Below are 21754 nucleotides of genomic sequence, written 5' to 3'. Positions count from 1 at the left end.
GTATTTCTCTATTAATGAATATCTACTAGTACCATTACTCTATTTTAACGATAAATGCGCAATAATGGAAGTTTAAACTACGGCAGGCTACCTTAGACGAAGCGCTTATCTTAGATAGCCCACCAAATCACACGTTTAAGTTAGAAACGGTTACTGTTACTAATTTGTTGCTGTGCTAGTTCAACGAGTCGTTTTGTTATGTATCCGCCAATTGAGCCAATATCGCGAGTGGTCATATGGCCATAGTAACCGTCCTGTGGCAATTGGATGCCAAGTTCTTGTGCAATTTCATATTTTAATTGCTCAAGAGCCATTTTGGCTTCAGGCACAACAAGTCTATTTCTCGATCTTGAACCCATAGCTATCATCTCCTTTCAGAGGTAGTATGAGTTCACAGCTGGAACATTATGCATCAATTTCCTTTTGTATGTAAGATTTCAATGTATATTGTGCATGTTGAATGAAGCTATAGCTTGGAAATGTTTGGTTTAAATGTTCCTTTACGTGTTGCATATAATGTCCACCATTCCTCACGAGTCATGAGCGAGGCTTGACGAGCAGCGTCTTGACAAGCAAGGATACGTTCCGGATTGGTTGTACCTAGCACTGGTTGAATGGATGCCGGATGCTTCATTAGCCAACCTAAGACGATCGCTTCTCTTGTTGTTTCCTTTTGCTCTGCTAGTTGGGCAATATATTGTGCTGTTAAATATTCAGCTTCTGACGTATGCTCTGTTGCCGGATTAGTGAATCTTCCTTGATCCAATGGACCCCAAGCTTGAATTTGAATATTTTTTATCTGCAAATATTCCATCAAGCCATATTCGAAGCTGATAGAGCTTCCTTCATTGCGATTAAATTGCAAGCCTTGATCTATAAAATGAGAATGACCTAAGCTCATTTGCAATTGATTGACGATAAATGGTTCTTCTACCGCGGTGCGAAGATATTCGATATGCCCGCTATGCATATTCGATACTCCAAAATTGCGAACTTTTCCAGTTCGTTTAAGGGAATGAATTGCTTCAGCTACTTCCTCTGGTTCTACTAATGGGTCAGGACGGTGCAGCAGCAAAATATCAAGATACTCTATGCCAAGTCGTTTTAAAATATGATCTACTGAGGAAAGAATATGAGATTTTGAGAAGTTATGACGGCCAGGTAAATTTCCATCGCTTAATTGAATTCCGCATTTCGACTGAATAATGATCTGCTCGCGTAATGATGGACGAGCTGCAAGCAGCTTGCCGAACAAAATTTCCGCTTTACCTCGTGTATAAATATCAGCATGATCAAAAAAATTGATTCCGATTGATAGCGCTGCGTCAACTGCTGCTTCTAACTGTGTCATATGCTCAGCCGTTAATGGAGCAGATAGCTCCCATGATCCGCCAAATCCCATACATCCCAGCGCAAGCTGACTAGCATTAATTCCCCAATGGTGTAAGGGCATTTGCTTCATAAACGCTCACTCCCTTAGCAAATTAATTTCCAATCAAATTAAATTATAGCAAAGATAATCAAAGCTGTTGCCAAAAATGGTAAGAAATATTATGATGAGTTTGGAATTAATAATTTTGGATTTAAATTTATAAAAATATTAATTCAAGAAAGGTGCTGTGCTTCATATGTCTAAAAATAAGTTGACAATTAATGCTGATCAAACTCTTTCAACGATTAGTCGTCAAATTTACGGTCATTTTTCTGAGCATTTAGGTCGTTGTATTTATGAAGGGATTTGGGTCGGAGAAGACTCCCCGATTGAAAACACAGACGGTATTCGTAACGATGTGCTGAAAGCGCTTAAAGAAATCAAGGTTCCGAATTTACGCTGGCCAGGCGGCTGTTTTGCTGATGAATATCATTGGAAGGATGGAGTCGGTCCACGCGAGCAGCGCAAGAGAATGATTAATACACACTGGGGTGGAGTGGTAGAAAATAATCACTTCGGTACACATGAGTTTTTGAAGCTTTGTGAGCTTTTGGAATGTGAGCCTTACATTTGCGGTAATGTAGGCAGTGGCACGGTACAGGAAATGTCGGAGTGGGTAGAATATATCACTTTTGACGGTGTGTCACCGATGGCTGAATGGCGTGCTGCTAATGGTCGTGAACAGCCTTGGAAGCTTAAATATTTTGGTGTTGGTAATGAAAACTGGGGCTGTGGCGGCAATATGCGTCCAGAGTACTACGCTGACCTATATCGTCGTTACTCAACTTATGTGAGAAACTATGGAGATAATAAAATATTTAAAATCGCTGGCGGACCTAACGTTGATGATTACAACTGGACCGAAGTGTTGATGAGTCAAGCTGCTCGTTTTATGGACGGGTTGTCATTGCATTATTATACAATTCCAAATAATTGGGAGAATAAAGGATCGGCAACGGGATTCCCAGAGCATCAATGGATTGATACGCTTTATAATACATTGAAAATGGATGAGCTGTTAACACGTCATTCTGCGATTATGGATCGTTATGACCCTGAGAAGCGCGTTGCGTTAGTTGTGGACGAATGGGGAACATGGTATGACGTTGAGCCAGGTACAAATCCAGGCTTCCTCTATCAGCAAAATACAATTCGCGATGCGTTAGTCGCAGCATTGAATTTTAATATTTTCCATCAACATAGTGAACGCGTGCGCATTGCAAATATTGCGCAAATGGTTAACGTATTGCAATCGGTAATTTTAACTGAGGGCGAAAAAATGATCCTTACACCAACTTATCATGTATTTAATATGTATAAAGTGCATCATGATGCGAAGTTATTACAATTTAATTTACAAACTGAGGATTATTCAAGCCATGGCAAGACAATTAAAGCAGTCAGCGCTACCGCTTCAGTAGATGCTGAGGGTGTGATTCATATTAGTCTTGCTCATGTGAATCCTGAAAAAACTGCCGAAGTGGAGATTGATCTGCGCGGCTTGGTGAAGGAGAACTTTAAAGTGACAGCATCAACGCTTACTGCTGATAAGATGGATGCACACAATACTTTTGAAGAGCCAGAGGTTGTGAAGCCGCAAAGCTTTACTGCTTATGAAGTGAATGGTCATCATTTGAAGCTTACTCTTTCTCCAATGTCAGTAACAACGCTTAGCCTTGCTTAATTCATTTAGGTTGTTTATAGCTATGGAATGGACGTGAGGGAGCAATGAGTGAAGCTAATACAGCGGATCGTCGCACTTGTCGCGGCTGCGGCCCGCAATATGAAGTGACTGAGGCGCAAATCGATCGGATTTTACAGGCCCCAATGTTCCGCGATGAGCGAATTGTTGTGCCAAATGAGGTGTACGAGCAGCGCTTAGCCCAATGTCGCTCATGTCAGCATTTGCTGCAAGGACAAACATGCCAGCTTTGCGGCTGCTATGTCAGAGTTGCTGCATACTATCGCAGCAAAAGCTGTCCAAACGTAAGAGCCCGCGGCTGGGAGGCATACACGTCATAGCTTAGTAATTACTAAAGGCTTTATGCTTTACACAGCGTCTTATTTACGCCTCACTTCGCTTATTATTGATAGCGAAGTGAGGCGTATTGTTTTGCTGAAAGAGGCGGCAGCGGCAATACTTAACTCCGAAGCGCTGAGCAGCCCAAAAGCATCGAAGCGATGCCTGCGAGAAGAAGAAGCTTCAGCGGAGGAGAAAGTGATGCCAAAAGCAAAGCGAGCCACCTTTAAGTGGGGCTGCCAACCGCCGTGGAAGGAAGAAGGCAGCCCCATTTAAAAAGTGGCTTGGGCAATACTTAACTCCGAAGCGTTGAGCAGCTAAGGACAACGGAGCGATGCTTTCATTGCTATGCTTCCAGCGCTCGATTTGTTGAGCGAATGACCTCTTGATTTTCCCATAATAATTTACGCAAATTGGATTTAGAGCCTTGAATAATAAAATGAGGAATACCGTTGCTTTTTGCAATTTCGATGCCCTCCCACGTTGCACGATGTGAGGTGGAGGTTAAAATCATAAACAATGCCTGTGAGCGACTTAGGTCTGCTGCAATGCGCTCAGGATGTTCTCCGCCATCATGGACGAGCTCAGCTCCTGTCTCTTTCACAACGGCTTCAAACCATTTACGTTGCCCTCCAATAATCGTAATCATGCAATCTTGTAAATAAGGCTCAACAATTTTGCGGCGAGGCGTTGCTTTTGTACGCGCTTCATTCTTTTTACGTGCTGGGTGTTGTGCTTCTGTTATATCACCAGATAAGCGATACAACTTTGTTAAGCGAGCAATATGTCCATCCTCAGCTACGTTAAAGGTGCAAGGATCGCCATGGTTTGGCTTTTGAATTTCAATATCCTTGTAATGGATTGGAAAGCGATTGCTATCGTCATTAATATCAATACAATACCATTTTTGATCATCATCCAAATGAACAAAACCATCATAGGTTTGAATTGGAGAATAACTGTCATCGCCTTGAAACACAAGCTCAATAGTGTAATGATTGCTGCGACCTGGATGAGCCGTTGGTGTGCATAGCACTTCTGCTTCATGCTGTAATTCCAGCTGCTGAACAAGCGATTCGGTAATGTTGAAAATTTCCCCGTTCTCTAATTCAATATAGCCGCCGTGATCTCTTCGATAGAAGGTACCATAGCGTTGATTGCTGTTATTACTGCTTTGAGTTTTATCCGCAGCTGAATCCTGCTGAGCAGCAACTGAATTTTTGCCTTGCTCATTTGTTTCAAGTTCGCTTTGAGTTTGTTGCTCTTGCTGAAATTTATCAATAACCTCTACAAGCTCCAGCACATTACGCATTTGCTGGCGATAATGCAGTCGATGTTCATAGCTTAGCGAAGCATCTTTCATTTGCTTCATTAGTTCGCTATTCATTTGTTCTAATTCTTGGTGGAGCTGCTCTGTAATGCTGTTTAATTGCTTATTAAGAGGTTGTTTACTATTCAATAATGTATTTATTTCTTCTTGACGCTGCTGGGCAAGCTGCTGCCAATTTTGGCTTTGGCGCTTACTTTCTTCTAACGCTCGTTGCAGTTGTTCAAGTTGATTTGTCAGCTTGCGAACTTCATCCCAATTTTGCTTATTTTGACTCAGTAAGCTAGCCCGTTCATTTAGCCAGCGTTCCTCGTCCTCTTTTCTCCGTTGGTTGATTTCTTGTTCTGCTCGCTGTAAATTTACTACTTTCATTTCATACAATGCTATCTGCTCCTTTAACAGATTAGCCTGTCGTTGAAGCTTCTCTTGTTCTTGCTGAAGCTGACGAATCATTTTGTCTTTTTGCGCGCTTGCCAGCTCTAATTGTTGCCGGGTTGTTGTCTCTTTGCTAATCTTTTCTTCTAAAATGGCTATTTTCTTATCTTTCATTTGAACATATTTATGTTCTGGAATAGTATGTTCCTCTACTTCCTCAACTGCTGCAGCAGATTCTTGTTTGCCAAGCTGCTGTGCTTCACTAGCAGTTCGATTGCTTGTATGTAATTTCTCTAGCTCATTTAGCTCATTTCGAATTTGCTCATAATGGGCTTCATTATCAAATCGCTCAGGATGAAAGTAAAGAGTCCAAAATATACACCAATATCCATGCTCCGTTACTAATTGCTTGAGCTTCGTTTGAAATTGTTCTAAAGAGGGTGTTTCTACTAAAGTACGATCAATTAAAAATATTAAAAGCTGTTTTTTTGTAGTCCGATCAGATGCTATTTTTTTAAGTATTAAATTTAATTTTTTATAAAATAATAAATCCGGCCATTGCTTCAAATCTTTTCTTGTAAATGGTAATTTTAAAGTTATAGCAAGCATTAATTTTTCATGATTAGTTAATGTTTTTATATATTGCATAAAACTGTTAAGTGGGAACGCTTGATGAACATATAATTCAAGCCTATCACGATAATCAATGCGATCTGATATTGATTTTATGCTCAAATTATCACCTCTTCTTCGATTTATAGTCACTCTTTACCTATCTTTAAAATTAATTCGACGTTAGACATATGATTCCTGTAGGTAAATAGCCTTAAAATACTGAAAAAGGGCGTGTAAAATTACAAATGAATCTGTCGATTGAATGAATAAAAAATCGAATGCAAGTCATTTCCAGAATCAGCAATTATTATTGCAAAAAGATAACAAATACGCCTTTTTCAGCAAAGAGCCCGTTTATTACATAAACAGTTTCAAATGCTGGAAAAGGCGTATCATTATAATTCAGTAAGTATAGCTAGAAAGTATACCTAGCTTTTTAGAAATTGAAATTATCTGGGTCGGCACCGAAGCGACGATTTTCATTTAATGCAGATATTTGCTTCATTTCTTCCTCACTTAACTCAAAGTCAAAAATTTGACTGTTTTCAACTAATCGAGCGGAGGTTGTTGTTTTTGGAATAGTAATAATGCCGTTTTGAATATCCCAGCGTAAAACGACTTGTGCTGGTGATTTACCATGTTTTTCAGCAATTTCCTTCAGCACTGGAATATCAAGATTTCCTTGCATTAATGGACTCCAGGCAGTAACGAAAATCGATTTTTGCTTACAATAAGCACGCAAAGGCTCTTGGGTAAGCAGTGGATGACATTCAACCTGATCGACGACAGGAACAATGTCGCTAACAGCAGCAATATCTTCAAGATGGTGCTGATGGAAGTTGCTGACGCCAATAGCACGTACAAGTCCTTTGCTGTAAATTTCCTCAAGCGCTCTCCATGTGTCCACATATTTTCCTTTAACTGGCCAGTGGACAAGCAGCAAGTCAATAACGTCTAAATTTAATTTACGACGGCTTTCATCGAACGCTGCTAATGTTTGCTCATATCCTTGATCACTGTTCCAAATTTTTGTTGTTACAAAGATGTCATTGCGATCAATGCCGCTTTGAGCAATACCGCGTCCAACACCAGCTTCATTGCCGTAAACAGCCGCTGTATCGATCGCACGATAGCCAAGCTCAATCGCTTCACGTACATTACGTTCAGCTACATCATCAGGAACTTTCCAAACTCCTAAGCCAAGTACTGGCATCTTTACTCCATTATTTAAAGTTACAGTTGGTATCATTGTTTTTACCTCCATTGTTCATCATTATAGACACATTTTCAATATTGCAAGCACATCTTCTTTATATAGAGTTTTAAATGAACCAATCGGACCGTAGCGAACAGCCTCTTCAGCCATTCGTTCAAGCTGACTGCCATCGATATTAAATTGAGATAGCGTCGCTTCTGCACCAATACGGGTAAAGTATTGACGAGTGGCATCAATTCCTGCAAGCGCCAGCTCCTCGGTTGTTTTTCCCTCTGGAGAGATTCCCCATACGCGTGTTGCAAATTGCGCAAAGCGTTCAGGTCTTTCTTTATATACATATTTCATCCAATTTGGAAATACGATAGATAATCCTGCACCATGCGGAATGTCGTAGATCGCACTAATTTCATGCTCAATGCCATGGCTAGCCCAGTCATTTTGCATTCCTAGAGAAATTTGTCCTCCATTTAATGCCATAGTTCCGCACCACATTAAATTAGCACGGGCTGCTTTATGACGTGGATTTTCTAAAGCAAGCTCAACGTTTTCAATTACTGTCTGCAGAATAGACTCACAGAAACGCTCTTGCAGCGGAGTATCTGGTGTTAAGCTAAAGTATTGTTCAAATACATGGGACATAATATCTATTGAGCCATAAACTGTTTGATTGGCTGGCACTGTATAAGTTAACTCTGGATCTAGAATGGAGAAGCGAGGATAGACATGCGGGCTTCCAGAGCCACGTTTAAGCTTTTCTTCCCAGTTGCTAATTACCATGCTTCCATTCATTTCTGTGCCTGTGGCAGCCAACGTTAATACTGTACCGATTGGAATCGCAGCTTGAATTTGAGCTTTATTTGTAAAGAAATCCCAAACATCGCCATCGTAAGGAACACCTGCAGCTATCGCCTTAGCAGCATCAATCACACTGCCGCCGCCTACTGCCAATATAAAATCAAGTCCATGCTCACGAATTAATTTAATTCCTTCATAGACACTAGTTAATCGAGGATTTGGCTCGATACCGCCAAGCTCGACAAAGTGAACGTTTGCTTCGTTAAGCTGGCTGACAATGGAATCATATAAGCCAGAACGTTTTATGCTATTGCCACCATATACGAGTAGTACCTTTTTGCTATATGTAGCTGTAATGGCTCCTGCCTCGCTTGATTTACCTTCACCGAAAATAATGCGAGTAGGGTTATGAAATGTAAATGGTAACATCTTAAACCTCCTTTTGTTAACTTAAAAGTTATTCAATTTATAAGGGTTTAACACTTTATTTATTTTATTTCACGGAAAATAGCATGTCAATGTTATATGGATTGTTGATATGTTAACTTAAAAGTTATACAATTGGCTATGTATGTGCGCTCCCAGTATAATATAGAGGAAGCAGTAGTATTTAATGAGGCGAAGGAGTTAACTTTATGGAGGTTGCTGTTAATCAAAGCAATTATTCTATTTTAGAAAGTTTTTCATCACCAACTAGAATTAAAATTATCGAGCTGCTTAATGCACGACCAATGAATATATCAGAGCTTTCTGAGCTGCTTAATATTAAATCACCAATGGTTACACGTCATATTCAAATGCTAGAGCAAGCAGGCATCGTGCGCAGTGAGCTTGTTAGCGGCAAACGAGGACAGCAGAAAATATGTTATTTGCAGCTTGATCAAATGATTTTAAATTTCAGAGGATCATCAGCTCCTGCGAAGCAAGCTGAGCAGAAGTACGAGATTTCAATTCCAATCGGAATGTATGCTAATTTTGATGTTAAGCCGAGCTGCGGGCTCGCTTCTGGAGAAGGAATGCTAGGTCTTTGTGATGATCCGCGCTATTTTGCTGATCCAATGCATCGAGATGCAAAGGTGATTTGGTTTAGCAGCGGTTTTATCGAATATAAAATACCGAATTATATGCTATTCAATGAAACTGTACATTCGCTTGAGCTGACACTTGAAATTTGCTCAGAAACACCTTGTTCGGTTTCTCATTTACAGCCATCTGATATTTTGTTTAGCATTAACGGATTAGATGTTGCAGAGTGGACTTATCCAGGGAAAATGGAGAAGGGGAGAGGCTTGTACACTCCTTCATGGTGGCATAAAGATATTACTCATGGCGTGATGAAGCATATTCGCGTGACAGATCAAGGCACATTTATTGACGGTCTGCAAGCTTCTCATATCACTATCGAGCAGCTAGGTTTAATTGCAGGGAAAGAAATTGTACTTCGAATTAGCAGTAAGCAGGATGCAAAACGCTGTGGCGGAATGATGCTGTTTGGCAGCGGCTTTGGCAATTACAATCAAGATATTCAATGTACCATTACTTGTAAGTAGTTTCTAAGCTCTGTAGTTTAAAGGTTTGAGCAGATAGAATTAAGGCAGCAGCTATTATTTTTTTGTATATTTTCACATAGGGAAAGAAAAAAGCGTCTTGTTTTGCCGCCGCACAAGAAAGTTCTCTTGCGCTTGCTGAACAAGACGCTTTATTTATGTTATTTTTGGAGAATTTCAACTATGAATTTGGCAAGGTGGAAGCGTAATATTCCAAGAATTCCACAGCTTTTTCATAATTAGGTGCATTTTGCCGAATGCCAACATAAAGCTTCTCATGTGCGATCGGCAGATTTTTGGCAAGCGCACTTTCGGTCAAATCAAGCATATAAAAATGCTCTTCACCTACCACTTCACCCATATCCATTAAAGCTCCTTTTATAGCAAAACGGCTGTTTGCTAGCGGAGCAAGTGATTCGATTGTTTCAAGGTCAACATAGAGTTCTTGTTGCATTGACCAATCTTTCATGAAATCATCTGCAATATAAATGTCTGGTGTCTCGGTAGCGACCATAATAAATGCTTTTTGCAAGTAAGCATACTGCATACTTTCATCTGCTGGTACGAGAATTAGTTCGGTCGTAAAGCGTTGAAATTGCGGAAAATCATTGAGAAATTTTTCATTCGTAGTTTCATAGTTTTTGTCTTGTGCCGTATCATAATAGTTACCCATAAAAGTGACGGATACATCAACAGGCGGCAAGCTTGCCAGATAGCGTTTTTCCTCCAGTCTATCCATATAGGCTACAACCCCGTAAATAATGGCAGCAACTATTGCAATGGCAACAAACGTATGAACTTTATAATAGCGCCAAAAATGATCGAATTTTTTTGCCTGTCCTGCAAATTTTTTATACTTTCCGTATTCTTGTTGCTCATATTCCTCGGTATATTTCTTGGCTTCATAATCTAGTATTGCTCGATATGCAGCTGTGAGCTTATCAAAATCAAAGTTATCATCGTTTTCAACTGCTTGCCCCTGTGCCGCCAACTTTGTGCGTGCACGATGCTTGCGCAGCACTTGCGCGTATCGCTGTTCAACGAGATCTTTACTTGCGAATGGTTCGAGCCCTAGCTCTTCGTAAGCTTGTTTTATGTCTTCCATTATGTCACCTCTACCTTGAATTACATTCCTTATTGCATTATGTTTAAACCACCATATATCGATAGTATACGACATTTTACAGGTAGTTGGCTGTATATTTTTTGTATAAATCTTTATATTGCTGCCGCCAATGGATGACTGGAATAATGTTTTTATGATTATTGTACGTTGATTTGCTGCATTAGTTGCATAAATCATATATGATTCGCTAGAAAGGGATGAAGAAATTTGTTGTTTGATCCTGTTGTGTTTGAAAACTTAAAAGTCGCGCTGGAGAACCAGCTTTATGATTTAGATAATCTTGATGGAAGGATTGCGATTATTAATCGCAGCGATCAGTTGAACCTGGCAGTTATGTCGCGCACATGGTCGCTTACTTTCACCTTTCCGCAACATTTGCCTAACCCTTCACTAAGTGCAGAAATTGTACTGTACAGTTCGATTGAAGATTTGGCAGATGAAATATTGCAGCGTGAAGGATCATCTCCAGCTTGCACGTTGTCCCTTAAATTTGTTTGTCCAGTACATAACCCACATATGACTTGTCCGCAAATTGAGGAGCTTATTATGTCAATTTGGCAGCGGGAGCTGGAGCTAAAGCAAGTATTGTCTGCAAAATTTGGAGATGAGACAAAACAAGGGGATAATGAGCAGGATTGGCTGCCGCTTTGCTATGAAAATGCCATTTATCTTTCATTTAATAGGAGAATTAACGAAGATCAAATGGAGGATATTGAGCAACTGCTGGAGCATATCATTATAACGCTTGATGCACTTAACGAGCTATGTTATAGTAACTTTGACAATTGAACAAGAAATCTGAGCTTTAGTCATTTATGGCTAACGAAGTCTCAGGAGAGGTTCGCGAACTCCCTCTATAAAAAACTAACAGAAGCGATTTCCTGCTTTAGGAAGATCGTTGTTTTGTGTTCGGCGTGTATTGCACTTTCTGCAATCCACGCCGTTTTAATTTGGAATCTCATATGGGGCGTGTAGCTCGACTTGTTTCGATTGATCTTAAGGTAAACGAAGGTCAGGAGGAACGTTATGTTACAGCAAGAAAAAGCAGTAGTCGTGTTTAGTGGTGGACAAGATAGCACCACATGTTTATTTTGGGCTTTAGAGCAATTCGCTGAGGTTGAAGTGGTAACCTTTAATTATGGTCAGCGACATTCGCTCGAGCTTGAATGTGCAGCAGCCATTGCCAAAGAGCTTGGTGTAAAGCAGCATGTTCTGGATATGGGGCTGCTTAATCAGCTAGCACCAAACGCTTTAACGCGCAACGATATTGAAATCGAGGCTAAGGATGGAGAACTGCCTTCAACCTTTGTAGACGGCCGCAACTTATTATTTTTATCGTTTGCTGCTGTTTTAGCTAAAGGCATCGGGGCAAAACATATTGTTACTGGAGTGTGCCAAACCGATTTTAGCGGTTATCCCGATTGTCGTGATATTTTTATTAAATCTTTGAATGTTACCTTAAATCTATCAATGGACTATGAATTTGTTATTCATACACCACTTATGTGGCTAACAAAAGCAGAAACATGGCAGCTTGCCGATCAGCTTGATGCCTTTGATTTTGTAAGGGAGAAAACATTAACCTGCTATAACGGCATCATTGCTGATGGTTGTGGCGAATGTCCAGCATGTCAATTGCGTCGACGCGGCTTGGAGCAATATTTAAGTTTACGGGAGGGGAAATAATGTTACAGCAAATTTATCCTCAAGTGCAGCATCCCTTTGCTTATGAGCTAAATAAAGATTTTCAATTTGCAGCAGCTCATTATGTTCCTTCTGAAAAAGCTGGAAAGTGTCAACGAGTGCATGGGCATACGTATTTTGCGAATGTCACGATTGCTGGTGATGAACTAGATGATACAGGGTTTTTAGTTAATTTTGCAACAATTAAGAAGCTTATTCATGATCGTTTAGATCATACTTTGTTGAATGAGCATCAGGAGCTTTTTAGTGATACGGTTTCACAGCAGTTTCCGACAACGGAAGTTGTTGCTCGCACAATTTATGAGATTATTACAGAATATTTACAAGCAACAGCCAACAAGCCATACTGCTTGCAGGTGTTTTTGCGGGAAACGCCGACAAGCTATTGTATTTATCGTCCTGTGAAGTTGTTGCGCAAGCTGCAAGGGGGTGGCAACGGTGATATCATCCTTCTCTAAGGCATTTAGTGTTAAGGTAGCGGGGGATGCTAAACAGCAGTTGTCTGCAACTGCTGCTTCTGCTCGTCCTATTCCTGTACTCGAAATTTTTGGTCCTACTGTGCAAGGGGAAGGGATGGTCGTTGGACGAAAAACGATGTTCGTCCGCACTGCTGGCTGCGATTTTCGCTGCTCATGGTGCGATTCTGCTTTTACCTGGAATGGAACTGCAAAGGATGAGATTGAGCTATTAACTGCTCAGCAAATCCTTAGTCGGCTAGATGAGCTTGGCGGCAGTTGCTACGATCATGTGACGCTTTCAGGCGGAAACCCAGCATTGCTGCCACAGCTTGGTGAGCTAATTAAACAGCTGCATGAGGCGGGGAAGCAGGTAGCACTGGAAACGCAGGGCAGTAAATGGCAGCCCTGGTTTACGGAGATCGATCAATTAACTATATCTCCTAAGCCGCCTAGCTCTGGCATGAGTACAAATTGGCAGCAGCTTGATCAAATTATTAAGTCTTTACTCCAGCATCAATCAGATTTTTGCTTGAAGGTTGTTGTGTTTGATGAAGCGGATTTGAATTATGCAAAGGAAGTGCATCATCGCTATAAGGGTGTACCTTTTTATTTGCAGGCTGGCAATGATCAGCTTACTGAGCAAGATCAAGCGCAATTATTACCGCATTTATTATCACGTTATCAGTGGTTAATCGAGCGGACGATGACAGATGCGGAGTTATTATCTGTATTCGTCTTGCCGCAGCTTCATACTTGGGTATGGGGAAATAAAAAAGGTGTTTAATTTATCAGCTTAACTACTCATTAATTTTACGGAGAAAGGATAACAATACTATGGCAGAAGGAAGATCAAAAGATGAATTGCAGGGGGTTACCTTACTAGGTAATCAAGGTACAAAATATCCGGTGGATTACGCACCGGAAGTGCTAGAATGCTTTGAAAATAAACATCCTAATCGTGATTATTTTGTAAAATTCAATTGTCCTGAGTTTACAAGTCTTTGTCCGATTACAGGTCAACCCGACTTTGCGACAATTTATATTTCTTATATACCAGATATTAAAATGGTGGAGAGTAAATCACTTAAATTGTATTTGTTCAGCTTCCGCAATCATGGTGATTTTCATGAGGATTGCATCAATATTATTATGAATGACTTGATTAATTTAATGAATCCACGTTATATCGAAGTTTGGGGCAAATTTACTCCGCGCGGCGGCATCTCTATCGATCCGTTTACAAACTGGGGGCGTCCTAACACAAAATATGAAAAAATGGCGGAATATCGTTTAATGAATCATGATCTGTATCCTGAAAAAGTGGATAATCGATAAAGCTTTGAAATAATCTTTTTTCATCTTGCTTTTTAAAGGCTGCTGCTTTTATTTGTTTGGAGGTAGCAGTCTTTAAAGGCGAATTCCTCGCTAAGCTTCTGTTTATTATTTATGTATTTAATCTGCACTATTTTCGTTTCTTCACTTACTAATTGTCCTAATTGTCTATTTATTGCATTTCACAGCCCTGATCCTTATTTGTTGCATCATGTTACGTACTTATTGAGCACCTATATAGTTGCATATTTACTGTTTTTTTGTATATAATAAGAACATACGTTCGGTTATATAGAAATGGAGCGATGGGAACGCTGTTCATATAAGCTGTTTGTGCAGGAGGTGCAGGAATGAGTACGCAGCAAGATCAGCTTAAAGTAAGAATAGCTAAGCCGAATGCAGTCTCACATGCTCCACGGCTGCAACGGCATGAATCAGATGCCATCAAGCAGTATATGTTGTTAGAGCTAGTATTGCTTATTATTGATCATGATATTAAAGTTATTGGCTTATCAAAACTCAAATTGCCGCGATTGTATGAAACAGTTTTGCGCGGAGTACAGGATAGAGTGCTGCTGGATATGGCAAATTTACGTCGTATGTTTCGTGAGCATGGGATAAAAATGTATGAGCGGTTAAAGCAGCATGACGGTTTATTAGTGAAATTTGTCTGTAGAGGGTATCATCATGAAAAAATGCTGCTTTGGAGTGTCGTGAAAGTGGAATGTGAAGCGTTGCTTAAGCAATATATGTCTCAATAATTCGCAAAATGTTCATCGTTTTGTCATAAAGATGAAAAAATATTCACATTTGTCTAGTTAGTAGTTGAGAAAATTCGGTAATCTTAGGTAATATAGTGATAGACATTATGATATAGAAGGGGAGCACAATGTAATGCACAAATGGATTATGTTTACACTTGTATCAATCGCCTCTATTATGGCAGTATGTCTTGTTGCGTTTGGCTTGCCAGAAAAACCTGTAGATGAATCTGCAGAGTTGCCAGAAGGAACAATCTTAATGAAAATTATCGCTTCAAATGATTTTACTTTTAATCAAGATGTGTACGAGGTAAAAGTTGGAGAAACGGCAATCATGAAATTTTCTAACAAAAGCGGGATTCATGGTGCTGAAATTCAAGAACTAGGTATTAATTTGGACAAAGATAATCCAGAAGCTACTTACACATTTAATGAGCCAGGGGAATACAAAATTATTTGTAGCATTCCTTGCGGACCAGGACATGCAACAATGGAAGCAAAAATTGTTGTTACAGAAGCTTAAAAGTAAATCTTTATTAAAAGAGCCCAGAGGGGGCTCTTTTTTCATTTTGCAGAAAGATAAGTATAAATAAAAAACAAGGTTGTCGTGATAAGGGTACTAGGTTATCATAAAAAGTAATACATCTGAAAAGTACTGAGGAGGCAAATTCATTGATTACACACATCGTACTATTTAAATTAAAAGATAACTCGCCAGAGAAAGTTGAAGAAACAGCGCAAGTACTCCGTAATATGGAAGGAAAAATTGAGCAGTTAAAATATATCGAAGTTGGTGTGGATGTGCTCCATTCCGCTCGCTCTTACGATATTGCATTAATTACAAAATTTGATTCAATGGCTGATTTAGATGCGTACCAAGTTCATCCTGTACACCAAAAAGTTATTGCACATATGAATGAAGTGCGTGAATCATCAATTGCAGTTGATTACGAAAGTTAAGAGGGGTCAACATTATGGGTGACGTTTATGAAATGTTGACGTATTTGCTCGTCATCATAATAAGCTGCTTTGTAATGGGAATAACGCTAAAGCGTAAAGCGAAAAAAAGACTCAACGAAAGCAATAGCTCATCTGAAAAAGGTGGAGATAATTAATGTATTATGTTAACCAAGAGCAAATTGCTGTACGTTTAAATAGCATTCCAGCGTTAAGCGAGGCAATTAAACAGCTGCAGGAAGAGTGGAATGGCAATGTTATTCAACAGCTTGCTGAACAGCGTGCGCTCCATTTAGCAATTGAAATTGTAACAGATGTTGGTAGCTATTTGATTGATGGATTTTTAATGCGTGACGCTAGCAGTTATGACGATATTGTCGAAATAACGGCTGGTGAAGGGGTTTACCCAGAAGATATGACACCTCTATTACTTGAGCTGGTTCGTTTACGTCGTCCGCTCGTACAGCAATATTATGAATGGGAGTCAAAAGAATTACATCCGCTAATTCCTAAGCTTCCTGAGCTATTGCTGCAATTTAAACAGGCGGTTGAGCAATATATTGCAAAAGAACTTATTTAACTAGAAAGGCGGGCTGTTATGAAGCAGACTGGTTCGACTCGTGATGCCATACTTTATATTCTTCGCAGTCAAGGGCGAATGCAGATCAACGTAATAGCCCAGCAACTTGGACTTACTGAGATGGCAATTCGCCGACATATGCATGAACTGGCAAAGCATGGCTATGTTGAAGTTATATCGATAAAACAGGCTATGGGAAGACCATTACATGCCTATGAGCTTACTGCTAAGGCAGAGGAGCTATTTCCGCGTAATTATCAGCTGTTGACGGTTGATTTGCTAAGCGAGCTTGAAGGGGATCCAGAAACGCTTCCTTACATAGACAAGATGTTCCAAGGAAGAAAACGTAAACTGCTGCAACGTTATTCTGCTTCAATGCAAGGCAAGACGTTGGCAGAAAAGGTTCAGGAGTTAGCGCATATCCAAGCAACAGGCGGATATATGGCTGAAGCAAGTCAAGATGAACAGTACTGGTATATTGCCGAATACAATTGTCCGATTAAAGGCGTTGCCGATCGCTATCATCAAGCTTGTCAATGTGAGCTGGAGCTATTCCAGGAGCTACTAGATGCGCCGGTGGAGCGGATGGAATGCCTAGCCAAAGGCGGCACGAAATGCAACTATCGGATTCATGCGAAAAACTAAACAGTATTGAAAGAAAAAGGTCACTCTTAAACAAAAGGAGTGATCTTTTTTTTTGTTAGTTTTTAGCGAAAAGCTGTAACAGGACGAGCCCAATATGACTATAATGTGTTACACAACTAGGCGAATGTCTAGCTGAATTGCAAATCAAAACTGGAGGTGTGACCGTTATGCTGCTTGAAATTAGTGTACTTATTATTGCTGCAGCTTCTGTCATTTTTGTTGTAGCGATATTAATTGTGTTGCGTTTACTTACCGTTCGCCTGCATATGTTAACGGAAAAGACGATAGCGATGCAGCAAGAAATTCAGGAGCTGTCAGGCGCATGCAGCAAACTGCTGGAAACGACTGACACAACGGTCAAGGAAATTGGAGCAGCTGCTGTTACCGTCAATCAAGTTGTTGGTGCAGCCCAAGATATGGGGCAAAGCGTTAGTCAGGCAGCTTCTGTTATAAGACAACTAAGCAGTACACTTCAGCAGCGAGTGACTCGGTACACCGAGCAGGAGCGAAACGTAAAGCAGCTGGACGATATGATGCAATGGGCAGAGCTTGCTATGTCAGCGTGGCAGCTTTGGCAAGCTAGCCGTCAAAAAATGAAGCAAACTGAGAGGAGAGAGTAAGATGGCATTAAAAAACAAAACAGTTGCATTTCTTGTCGGAACTGTAGCAGGGAGCATTATTGGCAGTGTTACAGCGTTACTTTTTGCCCCTAAAAGTGGAAAAGAGTTGCGCAGTGATATTAAAGCAGGTGCAGAAAAGGTAGTTGAAAATGGTTCAGAGGCTATCGACAGCGTATCAGAAACTGTATTTGAGCTAAGCAAAAAAATTGAGGATGGTGCGACAAAGGCTGTACGCGCAGCTAAGCAAGGAGTGCAAAAAGTTGTTGATGGAGTTAAACTTCGCACTCAAGGGCAAGCAGTTGAACAAGAGGAAAGCGAAACCAGCGAAGTACAGCAAGCAGATAACCTAGAAGAATCGCAGGTTGAGAGCGCCGAAACAGAGCAAGGAGAAATTTTACAAACGGAACAAGAAGAGCTTAGAGGGGCAGAGAAGCAAGCAACATACAATTAAGTGGGGGCACGATGCAAAGCATGTTAGGGAAGCATACTGCTGATTAAGTAACATATAAAACCGCAAGTGAAAAAAAACCACAGTTGTCTGCAGCAAATTTCATATATAACAGCTACTGTATAGAATGCTCTAATTGGGTAGTAACAGTCCAAGTCCTATGTAATACAATAGATAGTAGGTATAGTTGACAACAGAAAAGTGGTGGAGCTGTGAAACGGCCAATAGCGGTATTTGATTCAGGAGTAGGCGGACTTACGGTGGTAAAAGAGCTATTAAGACAACTGCCAGATGAATCCATCGTTTATTATGGGGATACGTCAAGAGCGCCATATGGACATCGTCCTAAACATGAGGTTGTTGAATTTTCAAAAGAGATTGTGGATTATTTGTTGCGCTATCATCCCAAATTAATTGTTATCGCTTGTAATACGGCAACTGCAGCGGCGTTAAGTGAGATCAAATCACAACTGGCTATCCCTGTAGTTGGAGTAATTGAGCCGGGAGTACGTGCTGCATTGCAGGCAACTCAAACAGGATATGTTGCGGTTATCGGCACGGAAGGAACGATAAAAAGCAAAGCGTATCAAAAAGCGTTGCTGGCGCATAATCCAAATGTGAAAATTATTAGTCAAGCCTGTCCTTCCTTTGTTCCATTGGTGGAACATGGGGAATATTACACTAGAAAGGCGTATGAAATCGTAAATGAGGAAATCGCTCATATGGTGAATTACCCTATAGATTGCTTAATTTTAGGCTGTACACACTATCCATTTTTGGCTGAAGCGATTGGAAATGTAATGGGCAGCAGTGTCAAGCTTATTCATTCTGCCGAGGAAACGGCAAGAGAGGTTAAGCAGCTTGTTACAGGGCTGCCAGAGCATTCAACGACAGTGCGTGCAGGCAGCAGTACAATGGAAAATGCGCATCGCTTTATCTGCAGCGGAGAACTGAATACATTTCGCGAGATTGTAACGCAATGGCTTGGTTTAGAATTGGCTCATCAAGCAGTTGTATATGAGCAGGCAGAGGCAGTTCAAACCAATGTATTATTAAAGGATTAATTTCATTGAACAGGCGTCGGCTGAAAAGTCAGCGCCTGCTTTTTTTGTTAAAAATATGGAAAAGCTGGCTGAAAGTCCAGTTGCATTGTTTTGCTAAGAGGAATACACTTTACCTAAATGATATAAGCTAACGATAGCTAAAGTAAGCTATGCAGAGCTGTGAGCAGAAGAGCAATAAAGAAAGCAGAGCAATAATGAAAGGAGATGAGCATATGAAAAAATTATTGTCATTAAGGCACTGGAGTTCTACATTCAAATTAATTTATAGGCTTATGCTCTCTCCTGAGGTGCAATGGTGGGAGAAGCTGATGTTTATTATCCCCGTTGCTGTCTATTGGATACTGCCTGATTTTATGCCATTTTTACCAGTGGATGATATTGCCTTTACGATGATTATTGCTCAACTGTTTGCTAGTAGCTTATCGAAGAAGTATAATATGAACAGAACAAAATGAACATATGCTAAAGGAGCGGGCAGGACCGATGAAATGTAAGATCTCAAGAAATGCAGCTAAAATGATTAGAGCGGAGCTAGAAAAGCCAGAAAGCGAAGGCAAATTGTTGCGTGTGTTTGTAACACATGCACATGGTGATCATGCCCACTATGGACTTGGTATTGATGAGCCAGGTGAAAATGATGTTGTAGTATCGACGGATAGCGGAATTGATGTTATCCTTGAAAAAGATAATGAGTTTTTGGATGGTGTTCGTATAGACTACTTCTATCTTCCAGAAGAAGGGTTTGCGATTACAAATCCTTCCAAAGGTAATCATGGGGATCATTAATAGATTTATAAAGCAGAATGGGAAGAGGGATTATGGCGACGAATGATATAAGAGTTTGTGATCAATGCAAACATATGTCAATGAAAAGTACGGTTAAAAAGTTAAAAGAACGTGTGCCGAATGCTGAAATACAGGTTGTAAACTGTAAATCGTACTGCGGCCCATGCAAACGATATGCTTTTGTCTTTATTAACGGTCGTTACATTAAAGGTGCGACAGAGGATGAAGCAATCGAAAAAGCAATGGCATATGTGAAAAAATAGAGCTTCAACATAAGAAGGTCCTTCGCTTATTAGAAATGTAAGCAGAAGGGCCTTTTCTTAAATTACATAACTTTTATCAACATAATGGGAAGGGATTAGGAAGCATGAAGCAAAGCAGTCTTCGCTGGTACTATGGAGGATTTATCGGCATCGTCGGCGCTGTACTAGCCTTTCAATTAATTTGGCTGCCAGCACCGTTCGTAATGACACCGCAATTAGAATGGATTGAAGTGGTAGATTGGCTTTATTATAGTGTGCTGCTCATTCCCTGCTGTTGGTTAATAGGCTCACTATTAACGTTAACATCAGTTCAAGAGCGAAAAAGTCGGCTTAGTCTGCTAATGAATTGCTTAATTGTTATTGGCTCATTGATATTAATTATATTGATATTACAGCCGCTGCAACATATTGTCCTTACTCTTGCAATACTTATCGTCAATGTTCTTTTCGTTGCTGTCGAGCTGTTTAGAAAGGCTAATATCAGTAAACAATTGAGATTTACTGTTTGCTACATCGTAATTCTATTATTGCTATTATGCCCGACTAGCTATCAGGTTACATATCCAGCGATGACGATGAATATGAGCCATTACGCCAAGTTTGTTAAAAAAGCGGAGGAGAAAAATGCGCTAACTGATGAATCTACTGCCGCGGAAACAAAGGAAGCAACAGCAGGAGAACCGGATAATAGAGGCTGGATTGATGGTGTACTTGTATTTGAACGACCAGCATTTCCAATTGATTGGTTATTTGCCAAGCTGCTGCCGCAAGTTGAGCTGCGCAAGCAGGCAGCAAATGAATCAAGTATTCGCGAAACTTACAGTCAAGTTGCGCAAATGAAAAATGACACTAATTTATTAGCAGCGGCGTTGGCTTGGGAATATAGCGGCAAAGGCAAAGCAATCGTGTTTGAAGGTGCTGCAGTTACCGCGATTATTGCAGACTCACCTGCTGACGGAGTATTGCAAGCTGGAGATATTATTCAAGCAATTAATGGACATCGAATTAATAACCAGCTTGCCCTGCAGCAATATATGAAAGAAAATATTAAGCCAGGAGCGCAAGTGACAGTAGAGCTGCGCCGAGAAAATAATCCACTCACGGTAAATCTGACAACAATGGCTGCAGATCAAGAACCAGAGCGGGCAATCTTGGGGATTGTAATTACTAATCAATACGAGATTGAACTTGAGCAGGAGCTCCAATTAGCAAGTTACTTATTACATGCAGGAGGGCCTTCTCATGGTGCAATGCTTACACTTGCTTTGCTAAATCAATTAGCTGACTATGATATCACTGGCGGGCTGCATGTTGCAGGTACAGGTACGATTGAAGTTGATGGCAGTGTCGGTATGGTAGGGGGAATTCCGCAAAAAGCGTACGCTGTAGGTCGTACAGATGCTGATGTATTTTTTGTGCCAGCAGCTGGTGTTGAGGCAGCAAGGAGTGCTGCGCCTAATCTCAACATCGTTGGCGTGGAAAAATTTGAAGATATTATAACATGGCTCCAGCAACATGGAGGGAAGGCAACATAGTAATGTAGGAGTATACAAAATAAGGGGACATAAACTGTTTCTTCAGAAAAATTGCCCCAATTGCATCATTAAGAAAAAAGCAACACAAATATCTCAAGCCAATCGAGACGATTTGAGTTGCTTTTTTATGTGTAATTCATTTAAAACG

The 21754-nt window shown here is 40.4% G+C and carries 28 protein-coding genes and 1 riboswitch; of the genes, 22 read left to right on the top strand and 6 right to left on the bottom strand.

The genetic code is table 11. From position 1 onward, the window contains the following. Positions 1-140: 140 nt before the first annotated feature. Together AC2TDL_RS01875 and AC2TDL_RS01870 are read right to left on the bottom strand one after the other, a co-directional pair. Positions 141-359, bottom strand: a complete 219-nt coding sequence (locus tag AC2TDL_RS01875; protein ID WP_484698380.1) for an alpha/beta-type small acid-soluble spore protein — start codon at positions 357-359, stop codon at positions 141-143. A gap of 107 nt (positions 360-466) precedes the next feature. Then, on the bottom strand, positions 467-1462 hold the full coding sequence (locus tag AC2TDL_RS01870) for an aldo/keto reductase (protein WP_484698378.1): 996 nt from the start codon (positions 1460-1462) through the stop codon (positions 467-469). A 166-nt stretch (positions 1463-1628) separates the two neighbouring features. On the opposite strand from AC2TDL_RS01870, the gene AC2TDL_RS01865 reads away from it, so the two are divergent. Genes AC2TDL_RS01865 through AC2TDL_RS01855 form a run of 3 tightly spaced genes read left to right on the top strand, consistent with a single transcriptional unit; the run spans position 1629 to position 3728 of the window. Next, entirely contained in the window at positions 1629-3116 is a 1488-nt protein-coding gene (locus AC2TDL_RS01865; RefSeq protein ID WP_484698376.1) for an alpha-N-arabinofuranosidase, read from the top strand. A gap of 44 nt (positions 3117-3160) precedes the next feature. Continuing rightward, a complete protein-coding gene (locus tag AC2TDL_RS01860) occupies positions 3161-3454 on the top strand; it encodes a DUF6171 family protein (RefSeq protein WP_484698374.1) in 294 nt (97 codons plus the stop codon). A 22-nt stretch (positions 3455-3476) separates the two neighbouring features. Next, on the top strand, positions 3477-3728 hold the full coding sequence (locus tag AC2TDL_RS01855) for a hypothetical protein (protein ID WP_484698373.1): 252 nt from the start codon (positions 3477-3479) through the stop codon (positions 3726-3728). A 70-nt stretch (positions 3729-3798) separates the two neighbouring features. Here the strand turns inward: AC2TDL_RS01855 and AC2TDL_RS01850 are convergent, their stop codons facing one another. From AC2TDL_RS01850 to AC2TDL_RS01840, 3 genes are all read right to left on the bottom strand, one after another. Further along, the gene (locus AC2TDL_RS01850) at positions 3799-5889 is read right to left on the bottom strand and encodes a hypothetical protein (protein WP_484698372.1); all 2091 of its coding nucleotides are present in this window, start codon (positions 5887-5889) and stop codon (positions 3799-3801) included. Between the two features lie 316 nt (positions 5890-6205). Next, a complete protein-coding gene (locus AC2TDL_RS01845; protein ID WP_484698371.1) occupies positions 6206-7018 on the bottom strand; it encodes an aldo/keto reductase in 813 nt (270 codons plus the stop codon). A gap of 24 nt (positions 7019-7042) precedes the next feature. Next, positions 7043-8209 (bottom strand): iron-containing alcohol dehydrogenase, encoded by a 1167-nt coding sequence (locus AC2TDL_RS01840; RefSeq protein ID WP_484698370.1) that lies wholly within the window; start codon positions 8207-8209, stop codon positions 7043-7045. A gap of 206 nt (positions 8210-8415) precedes the next feature. Here AC2TDL_RS01840 and AC2TDL_RS01835 point away from each other — a divergent pair, with 206 nt between their 5' ends. Next, positions 8416-9330, top strand: coding sequence for an ArsR/SmtB family transcription factor (locus tag AC2TDL_RS01835; protein ID WP_484698368.1), 915 nt, complete (start codon positions 8416-8418; stop codon positions 9328-9330). Positions 9331-9508: 178 nt separating this feature from the next. On the opposite strand, the gene AC2TDL_RS01830 is transcribed toward AC2TDL_RS01835, so the two are convergent. Further along, the gene (locus tag AC2TDL_RS01830; protein WP_484698366.1) at positions 9509-10432 is read right to left on the bottom strand and encodes a hypothetical protein; all 924 of its coding nucleotides are present in this window, start codon (positions 10430-10432) and stop codon (positions 9509-9511) included. 231 nt (positions 10433-10663) lie between these two features. Here AC2TDL_RS01830 and AC2TDL_RS01825 point away from each other — a divergent pair, with 231 nt between their 5' ends. The 18 genes from AC2TDL_RS01825 (at position 10664) to AC2TDL_RS01740 (ending at position 21606) form a co-directional block, all read left to right on the top strand. Then, positions 10664-11242, top strand: a complete 579-nt coding sequence (locus AC2TDL_RS01825; RefSeq protein ID WP_484698365.1) for a hypothetical protein — start codon at positions 10664-10666, stop codon at positions 11240-11242. A 41-nt stretch (positions 11243-11283) separates the two neighbouring features. Then, a riboswitch (PreQ1 riboswitch) is annotated at positions 11284-11327 on the top strand. 152 nt (positions 11328-11479) lie between these two features. Beyond that, positions 11480-12139 carry a 7-cyano-7-deazaguanine synthase QueC gene (gene queC, locus AC2TDL_RS01820; protein ID WP_484698364.1) on the top strand — a complete coding sequence of 220 codons (660 nt, stop codon included), beginning with the start codon at positions 11480-11482 and terminating at the stop codon, positions 12137-12139. After that, positions 12139-12615, top strand: coding sequence for a 6-carboxytetrahydropterin synthase QueD (queD, locus tag AC2TDL_RS01815; protein WP_484698363.1), 477 nt, complete (start codon positions 12139-12141; stop codon positions 12613-12615). Before queC ends, queD begins: the two co-directional genes overlap by 1 nt. 40 nt (positions 12616-12655) lie before the next feature. After that, a complete protein-coding gene (gene queE, locus AC2TDL_RS01810; RefSeq protein WP_484700991.1) occupies positions 12656-13399 on the top strand; it encodes a 7-carboxy-7-deazaguanine synthase QueE in 744 nt (247 codons plus the stop codon). A 50-nt stretch (positions 13400-13449) separates the two neighbouring features. Further along, on the top strand, positions 13450-13950 hold the full coding sequence (gene queF / locus AC2TDL_RS01805; RefSeq protein WP_484698362.1) for a preQ(1) synthase: 501 nt from the start codon (positions 13450-13452) through the stop codon (positions 13948-13950). 347 nt (positions 13951-14297) lie between these two features. After that, on the top strand, positions 14298-14708 hold the full coding sequence (locus tag AC2TDL_RS01800) for a YhjD family protein (protein WP_484698361.1): 411 nt from the start codon (positions 14298-14300) through the stop codon (positions 14706-14708). A gap of 133 nt (positions 14709-14841) precedes the next feature. Next, positions 14842-15231, top strand: a complete 390-nt coding sequence (locus AC2TDL_RS01795; RefSeq protein WP_484698359.1) for a cupredoxin domain-containing protein — start codon at positions 14842-14844, stop codon at positions 15229-15231. 149 nt (positions 15232-15380) lie between these two features. After that, positions 15381-15668 (top strand): Dabb family protein, encoded by a 288-nt coding sequence (locus AC2TDL_RS01790; RefSeq protein WP_484698358.1) that lies wholly within the window; start codon positions 15381-15383, stop codon positions 15666-15668. A gap of 14 nt (positions 15669-15682) precedes the next feature. Next, entirely contained in the window at positions 15683-15823 is a 141-nt protein-coding gene (locus tag AC2TDL_RS01785) for a hypothetical protein (RefSeq protein WP_484698357.1), read from the top strand. Continuing rightward, on the top strand, positions 15823-16245 hold the full coding sequence (locus AC2TDL_RS01780) for a DUF86 domain-containing protein (RefSeq protein ID WP_484698354.1): 423 nt from the start codon (positions 15823-15825) through the stop codon (positions 16243-16245). Before AC2TDL_RS01785 ends, AC2TDL_RS01780 begins: the two co-directional genes overlap by 1 nt. 18 nt (positions 16246-16263) lie before the next feature. Beyond that, a complete protein-coding gene (locus tag AC2TDL_RS01775) occupies positions 16264-16890 on the top strand; it encodes a helix-turn-helix transcriptional regulator (RefSeq protein ID WP_484698353.1) in 627 nt (208 codons plus the stop codon). A gap of 167 nt (positions 16891-17057) precedes the next feature. Then, positions 17058-17510 (top strand): DUF948 domain-containing protein, encoded by a 453-nt coding sequence (locus tag AC2TDL_RS01770; protein ID WP_484698351.1) that lies wholly within the window; start codon positions 17058-17060, stop codon positions 17508-17510. Between the two features lies 1 nt (position 17511). Continuing rightward, on the top strand, positions 17512-17961 hold the full coding sequence (locus AC2TDL_RS01765; RefSeq protein WP_484698350.1) for a YtxH domain-containing protein: 450 nt from the start codon (positions 17512-17514) through the stop codon (positions 17959-17961). A gap of 209 nt (positions 17962-18170) precedes the next feature. Next, positions 18171-19022 carry a glutamate racemase gene (gene racE, locus AC2TDL_RS01760; RefSeq protein WP_484698349.1) on the top strand — a complete coding sequence of 284 codons (852 nt, stop codon included), beginning with the start codon at positions 18171-18173 and terminating at the stop codon, positions 19020-19022. A gap of 212 nt (positions 19023-19234) precedes the next feature. Continuing rightward, entirely contained in the window at positions 19235-19477 is a 243-nt protein-coding gene (locus AC2TDL_RS01755) for a hypothetical protein (RefSeq protein ID WP_484698348.1), read from the top strand. Between the two features lie 28 nt (positions 19478-19505). Continuing rightward, entirely contained in the window at positions 19506-19808 is a 303-nt protein-coding gene (locus tag AC2TDL_RS01750; RefSeq protein ID WP_484698346.1) for an iron-sulfur cluster assembly accessory protein, read from the top strand. Between the two features lie 32 nt (positions 19809-19840). Beyond that, positions 19841-20071 (top strand): YuzB family protein, encoded by a 231-nt coding sequence (locus tag AC2TDL_RS01745; RefSeq protein WP_484698345.1) that lies wholly within the window; start codon positions 19841-19843, stop codon positions 20069-20071. A gap of 104 nt (positions 20072-20175) precedes the next feature. After that, positions 20176-21606 carry a PDZ domain-containing protein gene (locus AC2TDL_RS01740; RefSeq protein ID WP_484698344.1) on the top strand — a complete coding sequence of 477 codons (1431 nt, stop codon included), beginning with the start codon at positions 20176-20178 and terminating at the stop codon, positions 21604-21606. Positions 21607-21754: the final 148 nt, after the last annotated feature.

Source organism: Paenibacillus sp. plas6 (assembly GCF_057221655.1).
This window is presented reverse-complemented; position numbering and strand designations above follow the sequence as displayed.

Coding starts and splice junctions, on each gene's coding strand:
- AC2TDL_RS01830 (WP_484698366.1), bottom strand. CDS start 10,432: ATGGAAGACATAAAACAAGCTTACGAAGAGCTAGGGCTCGAACCATTC.
- AC2TDL_RS01775 (WP_484698353.1), top strand. CDS start 16,264: ATGAAGCAGACTGGTTCGACTCGTGATGCCATACTTTATATTCTTCGC.
- AC2TDL_RS01860 (WP_484698374.1), top strand. CDS start 3,161: ATGAGTGAAGCTAATACAGCGGATCGTCGCACTTGTCGCGGCTGCGGC.
- AC2TDL_RS01870 (WP_484698378.1), bottom strand. CDS start 1,462: ATGAAGCAAATGCCCTTACACCATTGGGGAATTAATGCTAGTCAGCTT.
- AC2TDL_RS01795 (WP_484698359.1), top strand. CDS start 14,842: ATGCACAAATGGATTATGTTTACACTTGTATCAATCGCCTCTATTATG.
- AC2TDL_RS01835 (WP_484698368.1), top strand. CDS start 8,416: ATGGAGGTTGCTGTTAATCAAAGCAATTATTCTATTTTAGAAAGTTTT.
- queD (WP_484698363.1), top strand. CDS start 12,139: ATGTTACAGCAAATTTATCCTCAAGTGCAGCATCCCTTTGCTTATGAG.
- AC2TDL_RS01800 (WP_484698361.1), top strand. CDS start 14,298: ATGAGTACGCAGCAAGATCAGCTTAAAGTAAGAATAGCTAAGCCGAAT.
- AC2TDL_RS01740 (WP_484698344.1), top strand. CDS start 20,176: ATGAAGCAAAGCAGTCTTCGCTGGTACTATGGAGGATTTATCGGCATC.
- AC2TDL_RS01865 (WP_484698376.1), top strand. CDS start 1,629: ATGTCTAAAAATAAGTTGACAATTAATGCTGATCAAACTCTTTCAACG.
- queF (WP_484698362.1), top strand. CDS start 13,450: ATGGCAGAAGGAAGATCAAAAGATGAATTGCAGGGGGTTACCTTACTA.
- queC (WP_484698364.1), top strand. CDS start 11,480: ATGTTACAGCAAGAAAAAGCAGTAGTCGTGTTTAGTGGTGGACAAGAT.
- AC2TDL_RS01755 (WP_484698348.1), top strand. CDS start 19,235: ATGAAAAAATTATTGTCATTAAGGCACTGGAGTTCTACATTCAAATTA.
- AC2TDL_RS01875 (WP_484698380.1), bottom strand. CDS start 359: ATGGGTTCAAGATCGAGAAATAGACTTGTTGTGCCTGAAGCCAAAATG.
- AC2TDL_RS01780 (WP_484698354.1), top strand. CDS start 15,823: ATGTATTATGTTAACCAAGAGCAAATTGCTGTACGTTTAAATAGCATT.
- AC2TDL_RS01785 (WP_484698357.1), top strand. CDS start 15,683: ATGGGTGACGTTTATGAAATGTTGACGTATTTGCTCGTCATCATAATA.
- AC2TDL_RS01765 (WP_484698350.1), top strand. CDS start 17,512: ATGGCATTAAAAAACAAAACAGTTGCATTTCTTGTCGGAACTGTAGCA.
- AC2TDL_RS01855 (WP_484698373.1), top strand. CDS start 3,477: ATGCTTTACACAGCGTCTTATTTACGCCTCACTTCGCTTATTATTGAT.
- AC2TDL_RS01845 (WP_484698371.1), bottom strand. CDS start 7,018: ATGATACCAACTGTAACTTTAAATAATGGAGTAAAGATGCCAGTACTT.
- AC2TDL_RS01750 (WP_484698346.1), top strand. CDS start 19,506: ATGAAATGTAAGATCTCAAGAAATGCAGCTAAAATGATTAGAGCGGAG.
- AC2TDL_RS01770 (WP_484698351.1), top strand. CDS start 17,058: ATGCTGCTTGAAATTAGTGTACTTATTATTGCTGCAGCTTCTGTCATT.
- AC2TDL_RS01840 (WP_484698370.1), bottom strand. CDS start 8,209: ATGTTACCATTTACATTTCATAACCCTACTCGCATTATTTTCGGTGAA.
- AC2TDL_RS01745 (WP_484698345.1), top strand. CDS start 19,841: ATGGCGACGAATGATATAAGAGTTTGTGATCAATGCAAACATATGTCA.